Source organism: Pseudomonas sp. AC242 (genome assembly GCF_979258655.1).
In genome coordinates this window covers 3,303,612-3,327,449 of sequence record NZ_OZ409873.1, presented here as the reverse complement: position 1 = coordinate 3,327,449, position 23,838 = coordinate 3,303,612, and the positions used below count along the sequence as shown (strand labels likewise).

Genomic DNA, 23,838 nt, shown 5'->3' with positions numbered 1-23,838 from the left:
TATGAAGTTTCCAGGAAGATTTACCAGTGGCGTGCTCATGCTGTTAACCAGCTGCGCGGCGCTGGCGCAAAGTGAATTGGATGTGCGGATCAAACCGTCCAACGATGAACTCAAGGCCAATATAGAAGGCTATATCGGCAGTCTCGGCGACCGTGACGAAGAAGCCCTGCAGCGCTTCAGTCGCGGTGCCGAAGAGCAGGCGCGCAAGGCGGCCCAGGCGTTGGGCTACTACCAGCCGCAGATTGAAAGTGACGTCAAGGGCGGCGACAAGCCGCGCTTGGTGTTGAACATCGATCCCGGCGAGCCTATTCACCTGCGCAACGTCACCATTCGTGTCGACGGCCCGGCTGCCTCCCTCAAATCCTTTCGTGTACCGAAAAGCGATGCGCTCAAGTCCGGCGCGGTGCTCAACCATGGGCGTTACGAAGACGCCAAAAGACTTATTCAGAATCAGGCCTCGCGCTTCGGTTTCTTCAGTGGCCATTTCACCAGTCAAAAACTCATGGTCGACCCGCGCGCTGGGGTGGCCGACATCGAACTGATCTACGACAGCGGCCCGCGTTATGCGCTGGGCAAAATCAAATTCGAAGGTGACACGCCGTTCGACGAAGACCTGCTGCAACGCATGGTGCCGTTCAAGGAAGGCGAACCGTACGACTCCGAGCTGATCGCCGAGCTGAACCGCGATCTGCAATCGAGCGGCTATTTCGAAGGCGTGCGCGTCGATGCCGCACCGACCACGGCGAAAAATGACGTGATCCCGGTGGAGGTCAAACTCGACACGCGCAAGCCACGGACCATGGGCCTGGGCCTCGGTTACTCGACCGACGTCGGCCCGCGCATCAAAGCCAACTGGACACGCCACTGGGTCAACCCGCAAGGCGACAGTTACGGATGGGAAGCCGAGCTGTCGGCGCCACGGCAAAACGTTGGACTGTTCTATGACATCCCGCTCGACCCGCCACTGACCGACAAACTGCGCTGGGCCGGTGGCTATCAATTCGAAGACATCGACGGCTCCGACACGCTGAGCAAGCTGCTGACCTTTGGCCCGGAATGGCACAGCAAATTGCCGAGCGGCTGGCAGCGGGTGATCTCGCTGAAATGGCAGCGCGAAGAATATGAACTCGGCGACGATTCGGGCCTGAGTACTTTGCTGATGCCCGGCATCAGCTACTCGTACCTGAAAAGCGACAACCGTATCGACCCGCACAACGGCTATCGCCTGAGCTTCGAGAGCAAAGTGGCGAAGGAAGGCCTCGGCTCGGACAACAACCTTTTATATGGCACCGCGCTGGTCAAAGGCCTGACCACGGTATTCGACAAACACCGCTTCCTTGGTCGTGTGCAGGTCGGCGGCAGCGCCACCAACGGCTACAACTCGGTGCCGCCGTCGCTGCGCTTCTTCGCCGGTGGCGATCAGAGCGTGCGCGGTTACGACTATCAGAGCCTGTCGCCGAAAAACTCCGACGGTGACCGGATCGGCGGGCGTTACATGGTCGCCGGCAGCGTCGAGTATCAATACTCGATCGCCGAGAAATGGCGCGTCGCGACTTTCGTCGACCAGGGCAACTCTTTCAACAAACTCGAACTGCCGAACCTCAAGACCGGGGTCGGTATTGGTGTGCGCTGGGTCTCGCCGGTCGGGCCGATCCGCCTCGACCTGGCCCACGCACTCGACGACGATGGCGGCATCCGGCTGCACTTTTCCATGGGGCCTGAGCTGTGAAGCGTGGTTTGAAAATTACGGCGCTGGCGTTGTTGGCGCTGGTGTTGTTGATTGTGTTGAGTGTCACCGCCGTACTCGGCACGGCGGCCGGCAGCCGCTGGGTGTTGGGCCTCGTACCGGGTCTGACAGTGGAGAATTTCCAGGGACGCCTCGGCGGACAATGGAGTGCCGATCATCTGCTGTGGCAGCAGGACAGCAGCCGCGTCGAACTGAACAAGGCAATCTTCGCTTGGTCACCGCTGTGCCTGACCCGTATGACCCTGTGCATCGAACAGCTCAAGGCCGATCAGGTCATTCTGCAATTCCCGCCGAGCGAAGAAACCTCCGAGAGCGGCCCGATCAAACTACCGGATCTGCAATTGCCGGTGGCCATCGAACTGGGCGACGTGCAGGTCGGCAGCCTGTTGTTCAACGGCAGCGAACAGCTCAAGGGCCTGCAACTGGCGGCGCACTGGACCGCGCAAGGCATGCAGATCGACAGCGTGAAATTGCAGCGCGACGACCTCAGCCTGAACCTGTCCGGCACACTTGAACCGAGCGGCAACTGGCCGTTGAACATCGCCGGTGACCTGACCCTGCCATCCCCGGGCACTGGGCCGTGGTCACTGGCGTTGAAGATCGACGGCGACCTGTTGAAAACCCTCAACCTGCACGCCGACAGCCGTGGTTACCTCGACGGCCAGTTGAGCGGCGAACTGCAACCGCTGGTTGAAAACCTGCCGGCGAAAGTGCGCATCACCTCCGAGGCGTTCAAACCGAGCGCTGATTTACCGGACACTCTGCAACTCAATCAATTGCTGTTGACCGGTGAAGGCGACCTGAAAAACGGTTACCAGCTCAACGGCAACGCCACGCTGCCCGCCGACAAAGGTCCGGTAGCGTTGTTGCTCAAAGGTAAAGTCGACGCCAGCGGCGCGCAGATCGCCGGCCTTGATCTGACGGCCAACGACAAGCAAAGCCTGAAACTCACTGGCAGTGTCGATTGGAGCAAAGGCCTCAGCGCGCAAGCCAATATCAACTGGCAGGATTTTCCGTGGCACCGGCTCTATAACGAAATCGACGAGCCACAAGTTGCCTTGCGTACGTTCACTGGTGAAGTCTCCTACACCGACGGCCAATATCTCGGTAACTTCGCCGCCGCACTGGATGGCCCGGCGGGCGCGTTTACGTTGAGCAGTCCGTTCAGCGGCAGCCTTAAACAGATCGCTTTGCCGCAATTGAAAATGCAAGCCGGGCAGGGCAAGGCTGAAGGGCACGTCAATGTGCAGTTCGCCGACGGTATTGCCTGGGACACGGCGCTGGATCTGTCGGCGCTCAACCCGGCGTACTGGGTCGCCGAGTTGCCGGGCACTTTGGCCGGGCCGCTGAAAAGCCAAGGCGAAATGAAGAACGAACGCCTGAGTCTCACCGCCGACCTCGACTTGAAGGGCAAATTGCGCGGGCAACCGGCGATCCTCCAGGCCAAGGCTGACGGCGCGGGTGAGCAGTGGAACCTGAATGCCCTGCAAATCCGCCTCGGTGACAACAGCATCAACGGCAAGGGCAGCCTGCAACAGAAACTCACCGGGCAGATCGACATCAAGCTGTCGCGCCTGGCTCAGCTCTGGCCGCAACTGCGCGGGCAGGTCAACGGCCAGGTCAATGTGGCCGGCACGCTGAAGGCGCCGCAGGGCAAACTTGGCCTGCAAGGTTCGCAACTGGCGTTCCAGGACAATCGCCTGCAAAGCCTCAATCTCGACGCCACCCTCGACAGCGCGCAACGGGCGAAAATCGATCTGAAAGGCAGCGGGATTCAGGCAGGTGACACCAACCTGGGCGTGTTGACCGCCAGCGCCCAAGGCGACATCAAGAACCAGAAACTCAACCTCGACCTGATCGGGCCGAAACTGAAACTGGCCCTTGGTCTGGATGGCAATCTGGACAAGGGCAACTGGCGCGGGCGTTTAGCCAGCGGCGACATTCAGGCCGGTGGCCAGGACTGGAAACTGCAAAGCCCGGCCAAACTCGAACGTCTGGCCGACGGCAAAATCAACTTCGGCGCGCATTGCTGGATGTCCGGCGATGCCAGCCTGTGCGGTGAAGATCAGCGGCTGATGCCAGAGCCGAAATTGCGCTATCACCTCAAGCAATTCCCGATCGAAAGCCTCGCGCAATGGCTGCCGAAAGACTTTGCCTGGAAGGGCAAGCTCAACGCCGACCTGCAACTGGATCTGCCGGCCAGCGGCCCCAACGGCGTGGTCAGCATTGACGCCAGCGGCGGCACCTTGCGCATGAAGGAAAAGGACCAGTGGCTGGATTTCCCGTATCAGACCCTGAAACTCACCAGCAAACTCACGCCCAAGCGCGTCGACACCGAACTCAATTTCGTCGGCGGCAAACTCGGCGAGTTGCTGGTGCAGGCGCAGCTCAATCCACTGCCGAAAAACAAACCGCTGAGCGGCTCGTTCCGCCTCAGCGGGCTGGATCTGTCGGTGGCGCGGCCGTTTGTGCCGATGGTTGAAAAGCTCACCGGCCGCCTGAATGGCAGCGGGACGATTTCCGGCGGATTGCTCGCGCCGCTGGTCAACGGCACCGTGCAGCTGAGTGACGGCGAAGTGTCCGGCGCCGAGTTGCCGATGGAGCTGCAAAATCTGCAACTCACCGCCCTGATTGCCGGCGAATCGGTACGCCTCGACGGCGGCTGGAAAAGCGGCAAGGCCGGGCAGGGCAGCTTGACGGGGAACGTCGCTTGGGGCCAGGCGCTGGTGGTCGATCTGGCGCTCAAGGGCACGCAATTGCCGGTCACCGTCGAGCCGTACGCCAAGCTGGAAGTGGCGCCGGACTTGAAGATTTCCATGGCCGGCGACGAGCTGAAGATCGCTGGCAAAGTGCAGGTGCCCAAAGGCGAAATCACCGTGCGCGAATTGCCGCCATCCACGGTGAAAGTCTCCGATGACACGATCATCGTCGGCGCGCAGACCGAAGAGGGCAAACCACCGCTGGCGATGAAAATGGACATCGACGTGGTGGTCGGCGAAGACAAACTGGCCTTCGCCGGTTTCGGCCTGACCGCCAACGTGCAAGGTCATGTGCACATCGGCGACAACATGGACACCCGTGGCGAGCTGTGGCTCAACGACGGCCGCTACAGTGCCTACGGCCAGCGCCTGCAAGTGCGCCGTGCGCGTCTGTTGTTCGCCGGCCCCCTCGATCAGCCGTATCTGGACATCGAAGCGATCCGCCAGACCGACGACGTGATCGCCGGTATTCGCCTGAGCGGTAGCGCCGAGCAGCCGACCACGCAGATCTTCTCGGAACCGGCGATGAGTCAGGAACAGGCGTTGTCCTATCTGGTCCTCGGTCGACCGCTGAGCACCAACGGCGAAGACAACAACATGCTCGCGCAAGCGGCGTTGGGTCTGGGCTTGATGGGCAGCTCCGGGGTCACCAGCAGTCTGGCCAAGGATCTGGGGATTCAGGATTTCCAGCTCGACACTGCAGGCAGCGGCGATGCCACCAGTGTTGTGGCCAGCGGCAATATTACCGAGAAGCTCAGTTTGCGTTATGGCGTTGGCGTGTTTGAACCGGCCAGCACCATCGCGCTGCGCTACAAGCTGAGCAAGAAGGTTTACGTCGAGGCGGCGAGTGGCGTCGCCAGTTCGCTGGATATCTTCTACAAGCGCGATTTCTAACGCGCGTTTCCCATCGCCGGGTCGCGTCGCTGCGATCCGGCTTTTGCCGAATGAATTAGACTCAGCGCTACTTGAATGCTGCGCGATTGGCGGCTGCCCGAAAACAACAGAGACGCCTATGATCCGCTTGAGTATGGTCTTGCTCGGTCACGAATTCGTCCGCAAGCGTTGGTCTGCGCTGGCGCTGACGGGCATTGTCTGGGGCGCGGCCGGTGTGGGCATCTTCATTGATGCGCTGGACGGGGTTTTGTATTTTCCGCTGCATCTCTTCGGCTATCTGTTGTTGCTCGAAGCGCTGATCCTGCTGCTGGTGCCGGCACCACAAGCCGGGACCGCTGCGGCCCTGCGCAGAGCGCGCGGACTGGCTTTTCTCTTGCTGGGGCTGCTGATCGTCGACCGGCAACATGCCGCCGGGCTGATTCTGGCGGTGCTGTTTGGTGGGGCTTTTCTGCTCGATGGCGGCTTTCGGTTGGCGGCGGCGCTGGTGGTGCGCTTTGTCGGTTGGCAGGTGTCGTTGCTGGCGGGGTTGTTCGAAATCGGCTTTGGCGTGTTTATCCTCGAGCCGTATCCGACGCTGTATAAGGGCACGGTGCCGTTTTGCATTGGCATGAGCCTTTTCCTGACCGGTTGCGCCTTGTTGCGGCAAGCCGTGCGCTTCAAAAACCAGCCGCCGCTGACAAGCCCTTTGTCGGTCAGTGCGCCGGCCAGCAGCGATGCGTTGGTGATTCACGTCTGGACCCCCAGTGGCACCGTCGACGACACCTTGGTGCGCAACCGCCTGCTCAACCGCTACATCGCGGCGGTCGACATCAATGGCGTTATCTCCGCCGGTCACGCGGCACTGGAATGTGGCCCGGACATTTACATCAGCCATTACCCGCAGGACGACATCGATCGTTCGGCGGGGGATTTTGTGCGACTGCTGCGGGCGACGCCGAACAACGATGTTGCCGGCAGGTTTTTGCCGGATTATGCGGGGGAGGTGGCTGACTGGTGTCCGTCTTCGGTGCAGGTCAGTTTTGCCCATTACGACGCCCGGCGCCTGCATGCGTTCTGGACTGCGTATCGGCAGAACAGCACGTACAACCTGACCAGTCGCAATTGTTCCAGCGCCGTCGCTCATAGCCTCGAAGCGGCCCTTGAGGGAGCGATGAACCGGGGCCATTCGAGCATGCTGGATTTCGCCCGGGTCATTTTCAGCCCCGAGTTCTGGGTTGCCGCGCAAGTGCGCAAACGGGCAGAGGCGATGGCGTGGACGCCCGGACTGGTGCTCGATTATGCGCGGGCGTTGCATGCCGCCATCGAGCCGGCACCGCCGGGCTGGCACAGCATTTATGCGGTGAGCAAGCGTGCGTTTGGGTATGTGGGCGCTGCGTTGCGGGGGCGTGCGGTGCATCCTGTGCAGCCGCCTGCGCATCCTTCCGACGAATCCTCGACATCCTCATAAAGGTCAAAAGATCGCAGCCTTCGGCAGCTCCTACATGTTTCACATCCCTGTAGGAGCTGCCGAAGGCTGCGATCTTTTGATCTTCGTCACCCCTCTTCAGCACAAAAACCCACTCCACTGGTCAACTAATTGCAAAGCAGCCTAACTATTGCGTTGACATTCGCTGCCTAGGCAGTAATATCTCGACATACATTCACTGCCTAGGCAGTTATTAGGTGAGCAAATGAAGCATTTCACCCCGGACGAATTCAAACATTGCCATCTCGGCCTGTTGCTTGGCCGTGCTGCGCTGCTCAAGGACCGGATCATCGACACCCACATGGAACCCCACGGCATCACCGCCGCGCAGTTCAAGGTGTTGATCATCATGGCCCAGTTCGGCGTCGACACCCCGGCCGAGCTGTGCCGGCATCTGTCGCTCGACAGCGGTTCGATGACACGCATGCTCGATCGTCTGGAGCAGAAAGGCTTTCTGGCTCGCCAGCGCAGCGAAGGCGATCGCCGTCAGGTGCAACTCAAGCTGACCGAACAAGGCCAGCAACTGGCCGATCGCCTGCCGCACATCGGCGCCGATGCGATGAATGAACTGGCCGGCGCCGTCACTCCGGACGAGTTGAAGACCCTGGAATACATCCTCAAGAAAATCCTGCTGGCAGCCGGTGACCCGATCACCATCCAGCGGTTAGGTGAACACAATGAGCGGTAAAACCTTGCGCAGCAGCCTGACGCTGGTGCTGTCGGCGATGATCCTCGCCGGTTGCGCCAACTACAGCGGCCTCGACACTCAAGGCAAAAGCCTTGATGCGAAAAGCCTCAATGCCAGCCAGTCCCTCAACGGCGTGACCCTGTCGCCGGCCGCGTGGCCGAAAAGCGACTGGTGGACCAGCCTCGGCGATCCGCAACTCGACGGTCTGATCCGCGAAGCGCTGCACGACAGCCCGGACATGCAAATCGCCGAAGCCCGCGCGCATCAGGCCAACGCCGCTGCGTACGCCGCCGATGCCGAACGTTATCCGACCCTCGACGCCAGCGCCGGCATCAGCCGTTCGCGTCTGGCCAAGGATCAGGATCCGCTGGGGCAGGGCGATGCCTACGCCACCGTGCGTAACGTCAGCGCCGGGTTCAATTACAACTTCGACCTCTGGGGCGGCCAGCGTGATGCCTGGGAAGCTGCACTCGGTCAGGCCCGCGCCGCTGAAGTTGATCGTCAGGCTGCGCAGTTGACCCTCGCCGCTGATGTCGCTCGCGCTTACAGCGATCTCGGTCAGGCGCACATCGTTTACGACCTGGCGAACGAAGACCTCAAACGCACCAAGCAGATGCTCGACCTGAGCCAGCGTCGCCTCAGTTCCGGGATCGACAGCCAGTACCAGTTCCAGCAAACCCAGAGCCTGGAAGCTAGTTCCGAAGCCAGCCTGATCGACGCAGAAAAACGCTTGAACAGCGCGAAAATCGCCCTGGCCGTGCTGCTCGGCAAAGGCCCGGATCGCGGCAACGAAATCGCCCGACCGAAAGTCCTGCAAGCCAGCGCGGTCGCCGTGCCGTCAGTGTTGCCGGCGGAACTGCTCGGTCGGCGCCCGGATCTGGTCGCTGCGCGCTGGCGTGTAGAAGCGGCGAGCAAGGATATCGACTCGGCGAAAACCCAGTTCTATCCGAACCTGAACCTGACGGCCTCGGCCGGCGCCGAATCCCTTTTGGGTGACGCGATGTTCGGCTCGGCCAGTCGCTTCTTCAACATTGCCCCGACCATTTCGGTGCCGATCTTCGACGGCGGACGCCTGCGCGCCAACCTCGATGCGCGCGACGCCGATTACGACCTGGCGGTGGCGCAGTACAACAAAAGTCTGGTGAAAGCACTGGGCGATGTCAGCGACACGATCAACCAGTTGCGTGACATCGGCCGGCAGATCGGTGCGCAGCAACACGCCACCGACATTGCCCAGGATTCTTACAACACCGTCGTCCAGCGTTACGGTTCCGGCATCGGCAACTACCTGGACGTGCTCAGCATCGAGCAGCAATTGCTGCAGGCCCAGCGTCAACTGGCCACCCTCAATGCCGAGCAGATCGACCTGTCGATTCAACTGATGCAAGCGCTGGGCGGCGGCTTCCAGGGTGACACCCTGACCGCAGCCAACGCCAGCCCAGCCACGCCGCACAACTAATTCAAGGTACTTGTCATGGCCACTGCCGAAAACACCCAAGCTCAAGGCAACACCCCGGACACCGGCAACCCGCGCAAACGCAAAGTCATGCTGCTGGTGCTGGCCGTTGTGGTTGCACTCGCCTGCGCCGGCGTCTGGGCGTATCACGAATTCATCGGGCGCTTTAACGAAAGCACCGACGACGCCTACGTCAACGGCAACGTCGTCGAAATCACGCCGCTGGTGACCGGCACCGTGGTCAGCATTGGCGCTGACGATGGTGATCTGGTGCACGAAGGTCAGGTGCTGATCAACTTCGATCCGAACGACGCTGAAGTCGGCCTGCAAAGTGCCCAGGCGAAACTGGCGCGCACCGTGCGTCAGGTGCGCGGTCTGTATAGCAACGTTGATGGCATGAAAGCTCAGGTCAACGCGCAGCAGGCCGAAGTGCAGAAAGCCCAGGACAACTACAACCGCCGGAAAAACCTCGCGCAGGGCGGGGCGATTTCCCAGGAAGAACTGTCCCACGCTCGCGACGACCTGACCTCGGCGCAAAACGCCCTGGCCAACGCCAAACAGCAATTGAAAACCACCAGCGCGCTGGTTGATGACACCGTGGTGTCGTCGCATCCGGACGTGATGTCGGCCGCTGCCGATCTGCGTCAGGCGTACCTGACCAATGCCCGCAGCACCTTGATCGCGCCGGTCACCGGTTACGTCGCCAAGCGCACCGTGCAACTCGGTCAGCGCGTGCAGCCGGGCACGGCGTTGATGGCGGTGATTCCGCTGGATCAACTGTGGATCGACGCCAACTTCAAGGAAACCCAACTGCGTGATATGCGCATCGGTCAGCCGGTCGATATCGAGTCCGACATCTACGGCAGCGACGTGAAGTACAGCGGCACCGTCGACAGCCTCGGCGCCGGCACCGGTAGCGCGTTTGCTCTGCTGCCAGCGCAGAACGCCACCGGTAACTGGATCAAGATCGTGCAGCGTGTGCCGGTGCGGATTCACATCAACGCCGAAGAACTGGCCAAGCATCCGCTGCGCGTCGGTCTGTCGACCAACGTTGAAGTGAACCTGCACGACCAGAGCGGTCCGGTGCTCGCACAGCAGCCACCGCAGAAAGCGTCGTTCAGCACCAACGTCTACGACCGCCAACTGGCTGAAGCCGACGCGATGATTGCGCAGCTGATCCACGACAACAGCGCAGCGGTGAGCAAAACCGCACAACGCTGACCTGCACTGACTTTGTAGGAGTGAGCCTGCTCGCGATAGCGGTGTGTCAGACCCAATTCCTCGACTGATACACCGTTATCGCGAGCAGGCTCACTCCTACAGGGCTGCGGCGACCATCAGGTTTCATAGGATTCACAATGAGCAATAACGCCTCTTTCACGCCGCCCAGCCTGTTGCTCAGCACCATCGGCCTGTCGCTGGCGACGTTCATGCAAGTGCTCGACACCACCATCGCCAACGTGGCACTGCCGACGATTTCCGGCAACCTCGGGGTGAGTTCGGAGCAGGGCACCTGGGTGATCACCTCGTTCGCCGTGAGCAACGCGATTGCGCTGCCGCTGACCGGTTGGCTTAGCCGTCGGTTCGGCGAGGTGAAGCTGTTTCTCTGGGCCACCATTCTGTTCGTGCTGGCCTCGTTTCTCTGCGGTATCTCGACGTCGATGCCGGAACTGATCGGCTTCCGTGTGCTGCAAGGTCTGGTCGCCGGCCCGCTGTACCCGATGACGCAGACCCTGTTGATCGCAGTTTATCCGCCCGCCAGGCGCGGCATGGCCCTTGCGTTACTGGCGATGGTCACGGTGGTCGCGCCGATTGCCGGGCCGATTCTCGGTGGCTGGATTACCGACAGTTACAGCTGGCCGTGGATCTTCTTCATCAACGTGCCGATCGGCATCTTTGCGGTGATGGTGGTGCGTTCGCAACTGGCCAAACGTCCGGTGGAAACCAGCCGTCAGCCGATGGATTACGTCGGCCTGATCACGCTGATCATTGGTGTTGGCGCGTTGCAGGTGATCCTCGACAAGGGCAATGATCTGGACTGGTTCGAGTCGAACTTCATCATCATCGGCGCGGCGATTTCGGTGATCGCGCTGGCGGTGTTCGTTATCTGGGAAATGACCGACCAGCATCCGGTGGTGAATCTGCGGTTGTTCGCGTACCGCAACTTCCGCATCGGCACGCTGGTGTTGGTGCTGGGTTATGCCGGGTTCTTCGGCATCAACCTGATCCTGCCGCAGTGGTTGCAGACGCAAATGGGCTACACCGCAACCTGGGCGGGTCTGGCCGTGGCGCCGATCGGTATTTTGCCGGTGCTGCTGTCGCCGTTTGTCGGCAAGTACGCCAACAAGTTCGACCTGCGTTTGCTGGCCGGGCTGGCGTTTCTGGCGATTGGTTTGAGTTGCTTTATGCGGGCGGGATTCACCAATGAGGTGGACTTCCAGCACATCGCGTTGGTGCAGTTGTTCATGGGTATTGGTGTGGCGCTGTTCTTCATGCCGACCTTGAGTATTTTGATGTCGGACTTGCCGCCGAGCCAGATTGCCGATGGCGCGGGTCTTGCGACTTTTCTGCGGACATTGGGCGGTAGCTTTGCGGCGTCGCTGACCACGTGGATCTGGATTCGCCGCGCGGATCAGCATCATGCGTATATGAGTGAAAGCATCAGCACTTTCGAACCGGCGACGCGCGAGACCTTGAATCAGTTGGGCGGGGCGAGCCAGTCGGCTTATGCGCAGATGGATCAGATCCTCACCAGCCAGGCGTACATGCTCTCCACCGTGGATTACTTCACGCTGCTGGGCTGGGGGTTTATGGGGTTGATTCTGATTGTGTGGCTGGCTAAGCCACCGTTTGCCGCGAAGGCGGGGCCGGCGGCTTCAGGGCACTAAGGTCAAAAGCCCCTCACCCTAACCCTCCCGAAACGTCGGACCGCCCGTAGGGAGAGGGGACTGACCGTGGTGGATGTTCGAGATACACCGACTTGCAATACCGAGTCGAACTCAGGTTTGAAAAGCACAGAGATCGGCTCCCATATCCCCTCGCTCACTAGGGTAGAGGGGACTGACCGAGTTGATTGTTTGAGGTACACCGACTTGCAATACCGAGTCGAACTCAGGTTTTGAAAAGCATAGAGATCGGCTCCCTTTCCCCCTCGCCCCCTTGGGGGAGAGGGCTGGGGTGAGGGGGAAGCGATCTTCAGCCGTGCGGCAAAGCCAGCGGCGGGGCGAAGTCGAACGGCGCCAATGCGTAACCGCTTTCATCCACCTGCAACGCCCAACCCTGCCGATCCCAATCCCCCAACACAATCCGCTTCGCCGCTTGTTCACCAAGCTGCAACTTGTGAATCGCCGGCCGATGGGTGTGCCCGTGAATCAGGGTTTTCACCCCGTATTCCTGCATGATCCGCGGAATCTCTTCCGGCGTGACATCGACAATGTCATTGGCCTTCATCCGCGTCTGTGCCTTGCTTTCGCTGCGCAGCTTGCGCGCCAGTTTGTGGCGGCTGCTCAAGGGCAGGTTACGCAGGATGAACAGCGTGATCGGATTACGCAGATAACGCCGCAGCTTCATATAGCCGACGTCGCGGGTGCAGAGGCTGTCGCCGTGCATCAACAGCACCGGCTCGCCGTAAAACTGCACGACACTCGGATCCTTCAGCAAGGTGCAGCCGGCCTGTTTACAGAAGGCCTTGCCGAGCATGAAGTCGCGATTGCCGTGCATCAGGAAAATCGCCGTGCCACTGTCGCTGAGTTCGCGCAGGGCCTGGCAGATGGAACGCTGGAAGGGCGTCATGGCGTCGTCGCCAATCCACGCTTCGAAGAAGTCGCCGAGAATGTACAGCGCACTCGCCGAGCGGGCGCGTCCGGCGAGCAAATCCAGAAACGCCCGGGTAATGTCCGGGCGCTCCTCTTCCAGATGCAAGTCTGAAATCAGCAATATCACGCTTCGATGATCTCGGCTTTCTCGATGATCACGTCGTCTTTTGGCACGTCCTGGTGACCGGCCTTGGAGGTAGTGGCAACGCCTTCGATCTTGTCGACGACATCAGTGCCGGCAACCACTTTACCGAATACGGCGTAGCCCCAGCCCTGAGCGGTCTTGGCGGTGTGGTTGAGGAAGCTGTTGTTGGTGGCGTTGATGAAGAACTGCGCCGAGGCCGAATGCGGGTCCATGGTGCGAGCCATGGCCAGGGTGTACTTCTCGTTCTTCAGGCCGTTGTCGGCTTCGTTCTGGATGCTTGGGCGCTTGTCTTTCTTTTCTTGCATGCCAGGCTCGAAACCGCCGCCCTGGATCATGAAGCCCTTGATCACGCGGTGGAATACCACGTTCTCGTAGTGACCGTTTTTAACGTATTCGAGGAAGTTGGCAGCGGTGATCGGCGCTTTTTCCGCGTCCAGTTCGATGACGATGTCGCCGTAGTTGGTGGTCAGTTTGACTTGAGTCATGATCGCTACTCTTTATAAGGAATTCGTGGGTAATGGGACATTTCGACCCGTTACCGGTTCAGCCCATCGGCCAAGGTGCGCAGTTTAGCGTGACAGGCGCGAATTTCGAGGCAGTTTTTCCAAATCCCTGCGATTAAATGCGCTCCTTTATAGGCCGTGCTCTGTCAGCCCCTTGACAGCATCGGCTATGATAGCGGCTTTGTTTTGTCTGGCCCCCTCTGCGGCCGCGCACCTGTAAGTCAAGGATCCTATGAGCAAGCCCACTGTCGACCCTACCTCGAATGCCAAGTCCGGCCCTGCCGTGCCGGTCAATTTCCTGCGGCCGATCATCCAGGCAGACCTGGACTCGGGCAAGCACACCCAGATCGTCACCCGTTTCCCGCCGGAGCCCAACGGCTACCTGCACATCGGCCACGCCAAGTCGATCTGCGTGAACTTCGGCCTGGCCCAGGAGTTCGGCGGCGTCACGCACCTGCGTTTCGACGACACCAACCCGGCCAAGGAAGATCAGGAATACATCGACGCGATCGAAGCCGACGTCAAATGGCTGGGCTTTGAGTGGTCCGGCGAAGTGCGCTACGCCTCGCAGTATTTCGACCAGTTGCACGATTGGGCCGTCGAGTTGATCAAGGCCGGCAAGGCCTACGTCGACGACCTGACCCCGGAGCAGGCCAAGGAATACCGTGGCAGCCTGACCGAGCCGGGCAAGAACAGCCCGTTCCGCGACCGTTCGGTAGAAGAAAACCTCGACTGGTTTGCGCGTATGCGCGCCGGTGAGTTCCCGGACGGCGCCCGCGTGCTTCGTGCGAAGATCGACATGGCCTCGCCGAACATGAACCTGCGTGACCCGATCATGTATCGCATCCGTCACGCGCATCACCACCAGACCGGTGACAAGTGGTGCATCTACCCGAACTACGACTTCACCCACGGTCAGTCGGACGCCATCGAAGGCATCACCCACTCGATCTGCACCCTGGAATTCGAAAGCCATCGTCCGCTGTACGAGTGGTTCCTCGACGCACTGCCAGTGCCGGCGCACCCGCGTCAGTACGAGTTCAGCCGTCTGAACCTCAACTACACCATCACCAGCAAGCGCAAGCTCAAGCAGCTGGTCGATGAAAAGCACGTCAATGGCTGGGACGATCCGCGCATGTCCACGCTGTCGGGTTTCCGCCGCCGTGGTTACACGCCGAAATCGATCCGCAACTTCTGCGAAATGGTCGGCACCAACCGTTCCGATGGCGTGGTTGACTTCGGCATGCTCGAATTCAGCATCCGTGACGACCTCGATCACACCGCGCCACGCGCCATGTGCGTGCTGCGTCCGCTGAAAGTCGTCATCACCAACTACCCGGAAGGCCAGGTCGAAAACCTCGAACTGCCGCGCCACCCGAAAGAAGACATGGGCGTACGCGCGCTGCCATTCGCTCGGGAAATCTACATCGACCGTGACGACTTCATGGAAGAGCCACCGAAGGGCTACAAGCGCCTGGAACCGGCCGGTGAAGTGCGTCTGCGCGGCAGCTACGTGATCCGTGCCGACGAAGCGATCAAGGACGCCGATGGCAACATCGTCGAACTGCGTTGCTCGTACGATCCGGAAACCCTCGGCAAGAACCCTGAAGGCCGCAAGGTCAAAGGCGTGATCCACTGGGTGCCGGCCGCGGCCAGCGTCGAGTGCGAAGTGCGTCTGTACGATCGCCTGTTCCGTTCGGCCAACCCTGAGAAGGCTGAAGACAGCGCGAGTTTCCTCGACAACATCAACCCTGATTCGCTGCAGGTGCTCACCGGTTGTCGTGCTGAGCCATCGCTTGGCAATGCACAGCCGGAAGACCGGTTCCAGTTCGAGCGCGAAGGCTACTTCGTCGCGGATTTGAAGGACTCGAAACCAGGTCAGCCGGTATTCAACCGTACCGTGACCCTGCGTGATTCGTGGGGCCAGTGATTCAGCGTCAAAGGAAATAACGTGCTAACGATCTACAACACGCTCACCAAGAGCAAAGAAGTCTTCAAGCCGCTGGATGGCAACAAGGTGCGCATGTACGTCTGCGGGATGACCGTGTACGACTACTGCCACCTCGGCCACGGCCGCAGCATGGTCGCGTTCGACCTGGTGACCCGCTGGTTGCGGTTCAGCGGTTACGACCTGACCTACGTGCGCAATATCACCGACATCGACGACAAGATCATCAATCGCGCCAACGAGAACGGTGAATCGTTCGAAGCGTTGACCGAGCGCATGATCGCCGCGATGCACGAAGATGAAGCGCGTCTGAACATCAAGAAGCCGGACATGGAACCGCGCGCCACGGATCACATTCCGGGCATGCACGCGATGATCCAGACCCTGATCGACAAGGGCTACGCCTACGCTCCTGGCAACGGCGACGTGTACTACCGCGTCGCCAAGTTCATGGGCTACGGCAAACTGTCGCGCAATAAAATCGAAGACCTGCGCATCGGCGCCCGCATCGAAGTCGACGAGTCGAAACAGGACCCGCTTGACTTCGTCCTGTGGAAAGCCGCCAAACCGGGCGAGCCGAGCTGGGAATCGCCGTGGGGCGCCGGGCGTCCGGGCTGGCACATCGAGTGCTCGGTGATGTCCACCTGCTGCCTCGGCGAGACCTTCGACATTCATGGCGGCGGCAGCGATCTTGAGTTCCCGCACCACGAAAACGAAATCGCCCAGAGCGAAGCGGCCACCGGCAAGACCTACGCCAATGCGTGGATGCATTGCGGCATGATTCGCATCAATGGCGAGAAGATGTCCAAGTCCTTGAACAACTTCTTCACCATTCGCGACGTGCTGGAAAAGTACCACCCTGAGGTCGTGCGTTACCTGCTGGTGTCGAGCCACTACCGCAGCGCGATCAACTACTCGGAAGACAACCTCAAGGACGCCAAAGGCGCTCTGGAGCGTTTCTATCACGCGTTGAAAGGCCTGCCGACTGTGGCGCCCGCTGGCGGCGAAGCGTTTGTTGAACGCTTCACTGCGGTGATGAACGACGACTTCGGTACGCCGGAAGCCTGTGCCGTGCTGTTCGAGATGGTGCGTGAGATCAACCGTCTGCGCGAGAGCGATCTTGATGCAGCGGCAGGTCTGGCGGCACGTCTGAAAGAGCTGGCGAGTGTGCTGGGTGTGTTGCAGTTGGAAGCGGATGACTTCCTGCAGGCGGGTGCTGAAGGGCGTGTCGATGCGGCTGAGGTTGATGCGCTGATTGCGGCGCGTCTGGCGGCACGTGCGGGTAAGGATTGGGCCGAGTCGGATCGGATTCGTGATCAACTGTCGGCGATGGGCGTTGTGTTGGAAGACGGCAAGGGTGGGACTACCTGGCGTCTGGCTGACTGAAAGCTGTACTTGTTACAAACAAAACCCGCCGTGTGCGGGTTTTTGTTTGGCCGCGAGAAAAGCCCCTCACCCTAACCCTCTCCCAGAGGGAGAGGGGACCGAATGGGGGATGCTTGCGAGATACGCCGACCTGAGCGATTTCTGCCGAATCCATAATCGACACAATCTTTCAGGTCGATGCACAACGCCAGACACCTCGGTCAGCTCCCTCTCCCTCTGGGAGAGGGCTGGGGTGAGGGGAATGGTGTCAAAGCGATCCACCGACCTCAACGCTCCGTACCAAATCCATAATCGACTGGTTCTTTCAGGTCGATGGATGACTCGAGACACCTCGGTCAGCTCCCTCTCCCACCGGGAGAGGGCTGGGGTGAGGGTTGCTTTTGACGTTCGCGTAGGTCTTGATGTCGGCAACGCGTTCAGCCGGATGCTGAGCGGCGATGAATATCGAATGGAGACACCATGGCCAATCACTACCGCGAGCTGCTAACGACCCCCGGCGCCACCGGGTTAGTGCTCGCGAGTTCTATCGCCCGCTTGCCACAGGCAATGATCGGCATCGGCATCATCACCATGCTGGTGCAGCAGACCGGGGTTTACTGGCTGGCCGGCACCGTCGCCGGGACGTTCACCCTGGCCAACGCACTGCTCGGCCCGTACATCTCGAGACTGGTCGATCAACATGGCCAGAGCCGTGTGCTACCCGTTGTCACGGCGTTCAGCATTGCCATGTTGCTGGCCCTGATCCTTGCGGTTTACATGCGGGCACCGGCCGCGCTGCTGTTTGTTCTGGCCGCACTGGCGGGGACGATGCCGAGCATGCCGTCGATGATTCGCGCGCGATGGTCGCAGTTGTTCCGGGGCAAGCCGCAGTTGCACACGGCGTTTTCGCTGGACACGGTCCTCACCGAAATGGCCTACATCGTCGGTCCGCCGCTGGCGATCGGCTTGAGCGTGAGTTTCTTTGCCGAGGCGGGGCCACTGGTCGCGGTCGGGCTGCTGGCCGTCGGGGTGACGGCGTTTCTCCTGCAACGCCAGACTGAACCCAAGGTTGTCGTGGGCCACGCCAGTCATGGCGGCTCAACCCTGCGGATTCCCGGCGTACGCACCATTGTCCTCGCGCTGTTGGCGATGGGTGTCATTGGCGGAGCAATCGATGTGGCCGTCGTCGCGTTCGCCAATGCGCAGGGTTGGCCAGCGTCGGCGACCTTTATCCTCGCGGCCTATGCGTTCGGTTCACTGGTGGCGGGTTTGACGTTCGGTGCGATGAGGGTTTCCCTGGCGATTGAAAAACAGTTTCTGATCGGGATATTGGTGACGGCGTTCACCGGTGTACTGCCTGTTTTTGCAACGGATGTTTATGTGCTGACAGCGGCGCTGTTTATCGCCGGCATCTCATTTGCGCCGACGATGGTCGTGGTGATGAAAATGGGGACGATCATTATTCCTCCGTCGCGGATCACGGAGGGGCTGACATGGATGACTACCGGTATCAGCGTTGGTGTTGCGCTGGGCGGCATGCTGGCAGGGTTGGTTATTGATGCCTTCGGCGCGCGCGCGGGATTTGCGGTGGCTATTGGTGCGGGATTGATGATGGTGGTGGTTGTGCTGGTGGGGTTGCGCACATTGGAGGCGGCTTCGGTTGCGCATGTTGAGCCAGAACTTTCGCCCTCACCCTAGCCCTCTCCCCCAGGAGAGGGGACTGAATGGGGGATGTTCAGGAAATACACCGACCTGAGCGATTTGCGCTGAATCCATAATCGCCACGATGTTTCAGGTCGATGTCCGGTGCCAGACACCTCGGTCGGCTCCCTCTACCTCCGGGAGAGGGATGGGCGGGCGGCGTTCCGATGAGGGGAAGGGGTTCACTCAACCTTCAATCTGCCGCAACCGTTTATAGAGCGTATTGCGGCTAACACCCAAACGTCGCGCCAGATGCGAAATATTGCCCCCGGAAGCCTTCAACTCCCGGTTCAACGCTTCCACATCATTCAAATCCAGCCCCAACGGCGCCGCGCTCTCAACCGGCTCCATCTCCAGATCCACAAAAAAATCATCCGGCAAATGCTCCAGCCTCACCGGCTGTTCCTCAGCCATCGCCAACGCCACCTGCATCACACTACTGACCTGACGCAAATTCCCCGGCCACGGATGACGGCTGAACAGCTCCAGCACTTCCTGGCTCAACCCCGCCCACTGCGTCGGTTCACGATGCTGTTCCCACAATCGCTTAAACAACGCCTCCTTGTCACTGCGCTCCCTCAGCGGCGGCAGTTCCAGGGTCAAACCACCAATGCGGTAATACAAATCCTCACGAAACCGCCCCAACTGCACTTGTTCACGCAGAGAACGGTTAGTCGCCGAAATAATCCGCAAATCCACCGGGAACAATTCGCTACTGCCCACCGGTTGCACGCAGCGCTCCTGCAACACCCGCAACAACCGCGCCTGCGTCGGCAACGGCATATCGCCAATCTCGTCGAGAAACAGCGTGCCTTTGTCCGCCTTGCGAATCAGCCCTATGCTGCCTTTCTGATTCGCGCCGGTGAATGCGCCTTTCTCATAACCGAATAACTCGGACTCGACCAATTCGGCGGGGATCGCCGCACAGTTGACGGCAATGAAGGCTTGTTTGCTGCGAGAGCTAGCCTGGTGCAGGGCTTTGACGAAGACCTCTTTGCCGACCCCGGTTTCGCCATGGATCAGCAGCGGAATGTCTTTTTCCAGTAACCGCTCAGCCTGCCGCACGGCTTTTTCCACGCGACTGTCGCCGAAGTGCAGGGTGTTGAGGCTGATGGCGGTGGGCGCGGCGGTTTTGGGTTCAGCAGCAAAAACGCGCGGTTGAATCGACGCCTGTTTCGGCCGCTTCAACAAACATTGAAAACGGTTACGCCCAGAGGTCTGCAAGGCAAACGGCAAACCGTCCGGCTGGTTGATCAATTCCAGCAGTGACACTTTGAACAGGCTCTCAACGCTGACCCGCGACAAACGCACGCCGAGCAAATTGTCCGCCCGGCGATTGGCCGACAGCACCTGACCGCTCTCATCAAAGATCAACAACCCGGCCCACTGACTGTCGAGGTTGTTCAACCCGGTGTTGAAAGTCAGTTGAAAATGCTGGCCATGGAACAGGTTGAGGATCAGCCGGTTTTCCACGGTCTGGCTCATCATCTTGACCATGCCCAGCGTGTGCGAGGGCGGCAGATAGCTGTCGCTGGACACATCGAGCACCGCGATCACCTTGCGCTCGGCGTCGAAAATCGGCGCGGCGGACCCGGTCATGAAGCGGTTGGCTTTCAGAAAGTGTTCATCGTGTTCAATGTGCACCGCTTGCTCACACGCCAGTGCCGTGCCGATCGCATTGGTACCGCTGCAGCGCTCCATCCAGCTCGCCCCAGCCTGAAAACCCCGGGCCAGATTCGGTTCGATAAAGCGTTGCGTGCCCCACGAGGTCAGCACCTGGCCCTGATTGTCAGCGAGCATGATCAGGCAGTTGGAGTTGCTGAGGATGTTTTCGTAGTAGGGCAGGACTTCCTGGTGCGTGGTCTGCACCAGTGAATGATGGCTGTCGAGCAACTGCGCAATGCCGGCGGCAGGCAGTTGATCGAAGGCCGGCGTGCTTTGGTGGTCGAGACCGAACGCGCGACAACGTTGCCAGGACGTCTGGACGATCGCGTCGTGGGACAGCGGCGGGGCAGGTGCGGCCATGGCAGTCAGCCTCTGATGCAGCATTCTTATTATTGTTATTCGATCCTACAGGGGGATCGGTTCGCAAAAAGCGTTCATAGAGTGTTGTTCACTATTGTTCATTGTCAATCGGTCAACTGTTCAAATGTGTTCAGCAATGAACGCCGTCTCCCCACGCTTTCACCGATTTTCGCGACAAATCAATCACTTAGATTTTTGGCACGAAACTCGCTCCCGTGCACAGGTCGATTGACTCCAATAATAAAAAGGCCGAGCCATGTCACTCACCCTGGAGCACGTCAGCCGTACCGTCGAGGGCCAGACCTGGATCGACGATGCGTGCCTGAAATTCGAACCCGGTTCGTTCAACGTTTTGCTCGGCCGCACCCTGTCCGGCAAAACCAGCCTCATGCGTTTAATGGCCGGGTTGGATAAACCTGACAGCGGCCGCATCTTGATGAACGGCGTCGACGTCACCCAGCGCCCGGTGCGTTTGCGCAACGTGTCGATGGTTTATCAGCAGTTCATCAACTACCCGACCATGACCGTGTTCGAGAACATCGCCTCGCCGCTGCGGCAGGCCGGTGTCTCGAAAGAGATCATCCATAGCAAAGTGCAGGAAACTGCGAAGATGCTGCGCATCGAGAAGTTTCTGCAGCGCTATCCGCTGGAGCTGTCCGGCGGTCAACAGCAGCGCACGGCCATGGCCCGCGCGTTGGTCAAGGACGCCGAGCTGATCCTGTTCGATGAGCCGCTGGTCAACCTCGACTACAAACTGCGCGAAGAGCTGCGTCAGGAAATGCGCGAGCTGTTCAAGGCGCGCCACACCATCGCGATCTACGCCACCACCGAACCCAACGAAGCGCTGGCACTCGGCGGCACCACGACGATTCTTCACGAAGGCCGGGTGATTCAGAGCGGCCCGTCGACTTCGGTCTATCACCAGCCGCAAACCGTGCTCGCCGCCGAATTGTTCTCCGAACCGCCGATCAACCTGATGCCCGGGCGCATCGCCGGCAACGAAGTCAGCTTCGCCAATTTTGTGCACTTCCCGTTGAACGTCGATCTGCGCCCGGTGGGCGAGGGCGAGTTCCGCTTTGGCGTGCGCCCCAGCCACATCTCGCTGGTGCCGAGCAACGATGACGACCTCGAACTGGCAGTCACCGTCGAAGTCGCCGAGATCAGCGGTTCGGAAACCTTCCTGCATGTGCGCAACGAGCATTTCCTGCTGGTGCTGCACTTGCCCGGCGTTCACGAATACGACGTCGATGCGCCGATCCGCATTTACATCCCGACCCACAAACTGTTCGTTTTCGATGCGCAGGGCCGTCTGGTGCAAGCACCGGGCCGGCGTGTCGCGAGGGTTGCCTGATGGCCGAAATCCGTTTGCAGCACCTCGCCCACAGCTACAGCAAAACCCCCAGCGGCGCCGAGGATTATGCGATCCGCGAGATGGATCACGTCTGGGAGCAGGGCGGTGCTTACGCCTTGCTCGGTCCGTCGGGTTGCGGCAAGTCGACCTTGCTCAACATCATCTCCGGACTGCTCAGCCCCTCGCAGGGCCATGTGTTGTTCGACGGCAAAGCGGTCAACGACCTGACGCCGGAGAAGCGCAACATCGCCCAGGTTTTCCAGTTTCCGGTGGTCTACGACACCATGACCGTGTTCGATAACCTGGCTTTCCCCCTGCGCAATCAGGGCATGGCCGAGGCGAAAGTGCACAGCAAGGTGCAGGAAATTGCCGAAGTCCTCGACCTGCAAAACCTCCTGAGCAAAAAGGCGCGCAACCTCACCGCCGACGAAAAACAGAAAGTCTCGATGGGCCGTGGTCTGGTGCGTGACGATGTCTCGGCGATCCTCTTCGATGAACCGCTGACGGTGATCGACCCGCACCTGAAGTGGAAACTGCGGCGCAAGCTCAAGCAGATCCACGAGCAGTTCAACATCACCATGGTCTACGTCACCCACGATCAACTGGAAGCCTCGACCTTCGCCGACAAGATTGCGGTGATGTACGGCGGCCAGATCGTCCAGTTCGGCACGCCACGGGAATTGTTCGAGCGGCCGAGCCACACCTTTGTCGGCTATTTCATCGGCAGCCCGGGGATGAACCTGATCGACGTGCAGCCGCAGCCCGGCGGCGTCGGTTTCGCCTCGACGCACCTGCCGTTGTCCGACGCCATGCAGCGCCATATCGAACACGGTCAGTGGAAAAATCTGAAGGTCGGCATCCGCCCGGAGTTTATTCATGTCTGGGACGAGCCGTTTGATGACGCGATGCAGGCCAGGGTCGTACACGTCGAAGACCTCGGCACCTACAAGATCATGACCCTCGATCTCGACGGCGCGCCGTTGAAAGTGCGACTGGCCGAAGACAAACCGGTGCCGCAGGGCACGGCGTACATCAGTTTCCCGGCGCAGTGGTTGATGGTTTATGCCGATGAGTTTCTGCTCGAAGCCGACGATGAGGTGCAGCCATGAACAAGGTGCAGAACAACAAGGCCTGGTGGCTGGTGTTGCCGGTGTTCCTGCTGGTGGCATTCAGTGCGGTGATCCCGATGATGACCGTGGTCAACTATTCGGTGCAGGACATCTTCGACCAGTCCAGCCGCTACTTCGTCGGCGCTGACTGGTACAAGCAGGTTCTGCTCGATCCACGTTTGCACGACTCATTACTGCGCCAGTTCATCTACTCCGCGTGTGTGTTGCTGATCGAAATTCCGCTGGGCATTGCCGTTGCGCTGACCATGCCGACCAAGGGCCGCTGGTCGTCGGTGGTGCTGATCATTCTGGCGATTCCGTTGCTGATCCCGTGGAACGTGGTCGGCACCATCTGGCAGATCTTCGGCCGTGCCGACATTGGTTTGCTCGGTTCCAGCCTCAACGCGATGGGCATCAGCTACAACTACGCGGCCAACACCATGGACGCCTGGGTGACGGTGCTGGTGATGGACGTCTGGCACTGGACTTCGCTGGTGGCGCTGTTGTGTTTCTCCGGGTTGCGGGCGATTCCCGACGTGTATTACCAGGCCGCGCGGATCGACCGGGCCTCGGCCTGGGCGGTGTTCCGCCACATCCAGTTGCCCAAGTTGAAAAGTGTGCTGCTGATCGCGGTGATGCTGCGGTTTATGGACAGTTTCATGATTTACACCGAGCCGTTCGTGCTCACCGGCGGCGGGCCGGGCAATGCCACGACCTTCCTGAGTCAGACGTTGACCCAGATGGCCGTAGGGCAATTCGACCTCGGTCCGGCAGCGGCGTTTTCGCTGGTGTACTTCCTGATCATCCTGTTGGTGTCCTGGCTGTTCTACACCGCCATGACGCACTCCGACGCCAACCGCTGAGGCC

16 protein-coding genes are annotated in these 23,838 nt (G+C 60.2%); 13 read left to right on the top strand and 3 right to left on the bottom strand.

The genetic code is table 11. The features are described 5' to 3' along the window. Position 1 precedes the first annotated feature (1 nt). The 7 genes from ACZZ0A_RS14885 (at position 2) to ACZZ0A_RS14855 (ending at position 11,897) form a co-directional block, all read left to right on the top strand. Positions 2-1,729 (top strand): autotransporter assembly complex protein TamA, encoded by a 1,728-nt coding sequence (locus ACZZ0A_RS14885; RefSeq protein ID WP_463543388.1) that lies wholly within the window; start codon positions 2-4, stop codon positions 1,727-1,729. Further along, entirely contained in the window at positions 1,726-5,400 is a 3,675-nt protein-coding gene (locus ACZZ0A_RS14880) for a translocation/assembly module TamB domain-containing protein (protein ID WP_463543387.1), read from the top strand. The genes ACZZ0A_RS14885 and ACZZ0A_RS14880 overlap by 4 nt, the downstream gene beginning before the upstream one ends. Before the next feature lie 118 nt (positions 5,401-5,518). Beyond that, positions 5,519-6,847: a hypothetical protein gene (locus ACZZ0A_RS14875; RefSeq protein ID WP_463543386.1), complete on the top strand. Its 1,329-nt coding sequence runs from the start codon at positions 5,519-5,521 to the stop codon at positions 6,845-6,847. A gap of 223 nt (positions 6,848-7,070) precedes the next feature. Continuing rightward, the gene (locus ACZZ0A_RS14870; protein WP_077573642.1) at positions 7,071-7,553 is read left to right on the top strand and encodes a MarR family winged helix-turn-helix transcriptional regulator; all 483 of its coding nucleotides are present in this window, start codon (positions 7,071-7,073) and stop codon (positions 7,551-7,553) included. Beyond that, complete coding sequence (locus ACZZ0A_RS14865) at positions 7,543-9,012, top strand: efflux transporter outer membrane subunit (protein ID WP_463543385.1); 1,470 nt, start codon at positions 7,543-7,545, stop codon at positions 9,010-9,012. The genes ACZZ0A_RS14870 and ACZZ0A_RS14865 overlap by 11 nt, the downstream gene beginning before the upstream one ends. Positions 9,013-9,027: 15 nt before the next feature. Further along, the gene (locus ACZZ0A_RS14860) at positions 9,028-10,230 is read left to right on the top strand and encodes an HlyD family secretion protein (RefSeq protein ID WP_008082123.1); all 1,203 of its coding nucleotides are present in this window, start codon (positions 9,028-9,030) and stop codon (positions 10,228-10,230) included. A 137-nt stretch (positions 10,231-10,367) separates the two neighbouring features. Continuing rightward, positions 10,368-11,897 (top strand): DHA2 family efflux MFS transporter permease subunit, encoded by a 1,530-nt coding sequence (locus ACZZ0A_RS14855; protein WP_007912465.1) that lies wholly within the window; start codon positions 10,368-10,370, stop codon positions 11,895-11,897. A gap of 307 nt (positions 11,898-12,204) precedes the next feature. On the opposite strand, the gene lpxH is transcribed toward ACZZ0A_RS14855, so the two are convergent. Then, entirely contained in the window at positions 12,205-12,951 is a 747-nt protein-coding gene (gene lpxH / locus ACZZ0A_RS14850; protein ID WP_034154735.1) for a UDP-2,3-diacylglucosamine diphosphatase, read from the bottom strand. Beyond that, a complete protein-coding gene (locus ACZZ0A_RS14845; RefSeq protein WP_007912469.1) occupies positions 12,948-13,454 on the bottom strand; it encodes a peptidylprolyl isomerase in 507 nt (168 codons plus the stop codon). The genes lpxH and ACZZ0A_RS14845 overlap by 4 nt, the downstream gene beginning before the upstream one ends. 250 nt (positions 13,455-13,704) lie before the next feature. On the opposite strand from ACZZ0A_RS14845, the gene ACZZ0A_RS14840 reads away from it, so the two are divergent. From ACZZ0A_RS14840 to ACZZ0A_RS14830, 3 genes are all read left to right on the top strand, one after another. After that, entirely contained in the window at positions 13,705-15,402 is a 1,698-nt protein-coding gene (locus tag ACZZ0A_RS14840) for a glutamine--tRNA ligase/YqeY domain fusion protein (RefSeq protein WP_123376214.1), read from the top strand. 21 nt (positions 15,403-15,423) lie between these two features. Then, positions 15,424-16,806: a cysteine--tRNA ligase gene (cysS, locus tag ACZZ0A_RS14835; RefSeq protein ID WP_463543384.1), complete on the top strand. Its 1,383-nt coding sequence runs from the start codon at positions 15,424-15,426 to the stop codon at positions 16,804-16,806. A gap of 459 nt (positions 16,807-17,265) precedes the next feature. Further along, positions 17,266-18,483, top strand: a complete 1,218-nt coding sequence (locus ACZZ0A_RS14830) for an MFS transporter (RefSeq protein WP_007912476.1) — start codon at positions 17,266-17,268, stop codon at positions 18,481-18,483. A 189-nt stretch (positions 18,484-18,672) separates the two neighbouring features. Here the strand turns inward: ACZZ0A_RS14830 and ACZZ0A_RS14825 are convergent, their stop codons facing one another. Further along, the gene (locus tag ACZZ0A_RS14825) at positions 18,673-20,511 is read right to left on the bottom strand and encodes a sigma-54-dependent Fis family transcriptional regulator (RefSeq protein ID WP_007912478.1); all 1,839 of its coding nucleotides are present in this window, start codon (positions 20,509-20,511) and stop codon (positions 18,673-18,675) included. A gap of 256 nt (positions 20,512-20,767) precedes the next feature. Here ACZZ0A_RS14825 and ACZZ0A_RS14820 point away from each other — a divergent pair, with 256 nt between their 5' ends. From ACZZ0A_RS14820 to ACZZ0A_RS14810, 3 genes are read left to right on the top strand one after another with little or no spacing between them, the layout of a single operon-like run. Further along, a complete protein-coding gene (locus ACZZ0A_RS14820; protein ID WP_007912480.1) occupies positions 20,768-21,862 on the top strand; it encodes an ABC transporter ATP-binding protein in 1,095 nt (364 codons plus the stop codon). Further along, positions 21,862-22,971, top strand: coding sequence for an ABC transporter ATP-binding protein (locus ACZZ0A_RS14815; RefSeq protein WP_108225644.1), 1,110 nt, complete (start codon positions 21,862-21,864; stop codon positions 22,969-22,971). Before ACZZ0A_RS14820 ends, ACZZ0A_RS14815 begins: the two co-directional genes overlap by 1 nt. Beyond that, entirely contained in the window at positions 22,968-23,834 is an 867-nt protein-coding gene (locus ACZZ0A_RS14810; protein WP_007912484.1) for a carbohydrate ABC transporter permease, read from the top strand. The genes ACZZ0A_RS14815 and ACZZ0A_RS14810 overlap by 4 nt, the downstream gene beginning before the upstream one ends. Positions 23,835-23,838: the final 4 nt, after the last annotated feature.

Coding starts and splice junctions, on each gene's coding strand:
- ACZZ0A_RS14855 (WP_007912465.1), top strand. CDS start 10,368: ATGAGCAATAACGCCTCTTTCACGCCGCCCAGCCTGTTGCTCAGCACC.
- ACZZ0A_RS14830 (WP_007912476.1), top strand. CDS start 17,266: ATGGCCAATCACTACCGCGAGCTGCTAACGACCCCCGGCGCCACCGGG.
- ACZZ0A_RS14825 (WP_007912478.1), bottom strand. CDS start 20,511: ATGGCCGCACCTGCCCCGCCGCTGTCCCACGACGCGATCGTCCAGACG.
- ACZZ0A_RS14865 (WP_463543385.1), top strand. CDS start 7,543: ATGAGCGGTAAAACCTTGCGCAGCAGCCTGACGCTGGTGCTGTCGGCG.
- ACZZ0A_RS14860 (WP_008082123.1), top strand. CDS start 9,028: ATGGCCACTGCCGAAAACACCCAAGCTCAAGGCAACACCCCGGACACC.
- ACZZ0A_RS14810 (WP_007912484.1), top strand. CDS start 22,968: ATGAACAAGGTGCAGAACAACAAGGCCTGGTGGCTGGTGTTGCCGGTG.
- ACZZ0A_RS14815 (WP_108225644.1), top strand. CDS start 21,862: ATGGCCGAAATCCGTTTGCAGCACCTCGCCCACAGCTACAGCAAAACC.
- ACZZ0A_RS14875 (WP_463543386.1), top strand. CDS start 5,519: ATGATCCGCTTGAGTATGGTCTTGCTCGGTCACGAATTCGTCCGCAAG.
- ACZZ0A_RS14840 (WP_123376214.1), top strand. CDS start 13,705: ATGAGCAAGCCCACTGTCGACCCTACCTCGAATGCCAAGTCCGGCCCT.
- ACZZ0A_RS14845 (WP_007912469.1), bottom strand. CDS start 13,454: ATGACTCAAGTCAAACTGACCACCAACTACGGCGACATCGTCATCGAA.
- ACZZ0A_RS14885 (WP_463543388.1), top strand. CDS start 2: ATGAAGTTTCCAGGAAGATTTACCAGTGGCGTGCTCATGCTGTTAACC.
- ACZZ0A_RS14870 (WP_077573642.1), top strand. CDS start 7,071: ATGAAGCATTTCACCCCGGACGAATTCAAACATTGCCATCTCGGCCTG.
- ACZZ0A_RS14820 (WP_007912480.1), top strand. CDS start 20,768: ATGTCACTCACCCTGGAGCACGTCAGCCGTACCGTCGAGGGCCAGACC.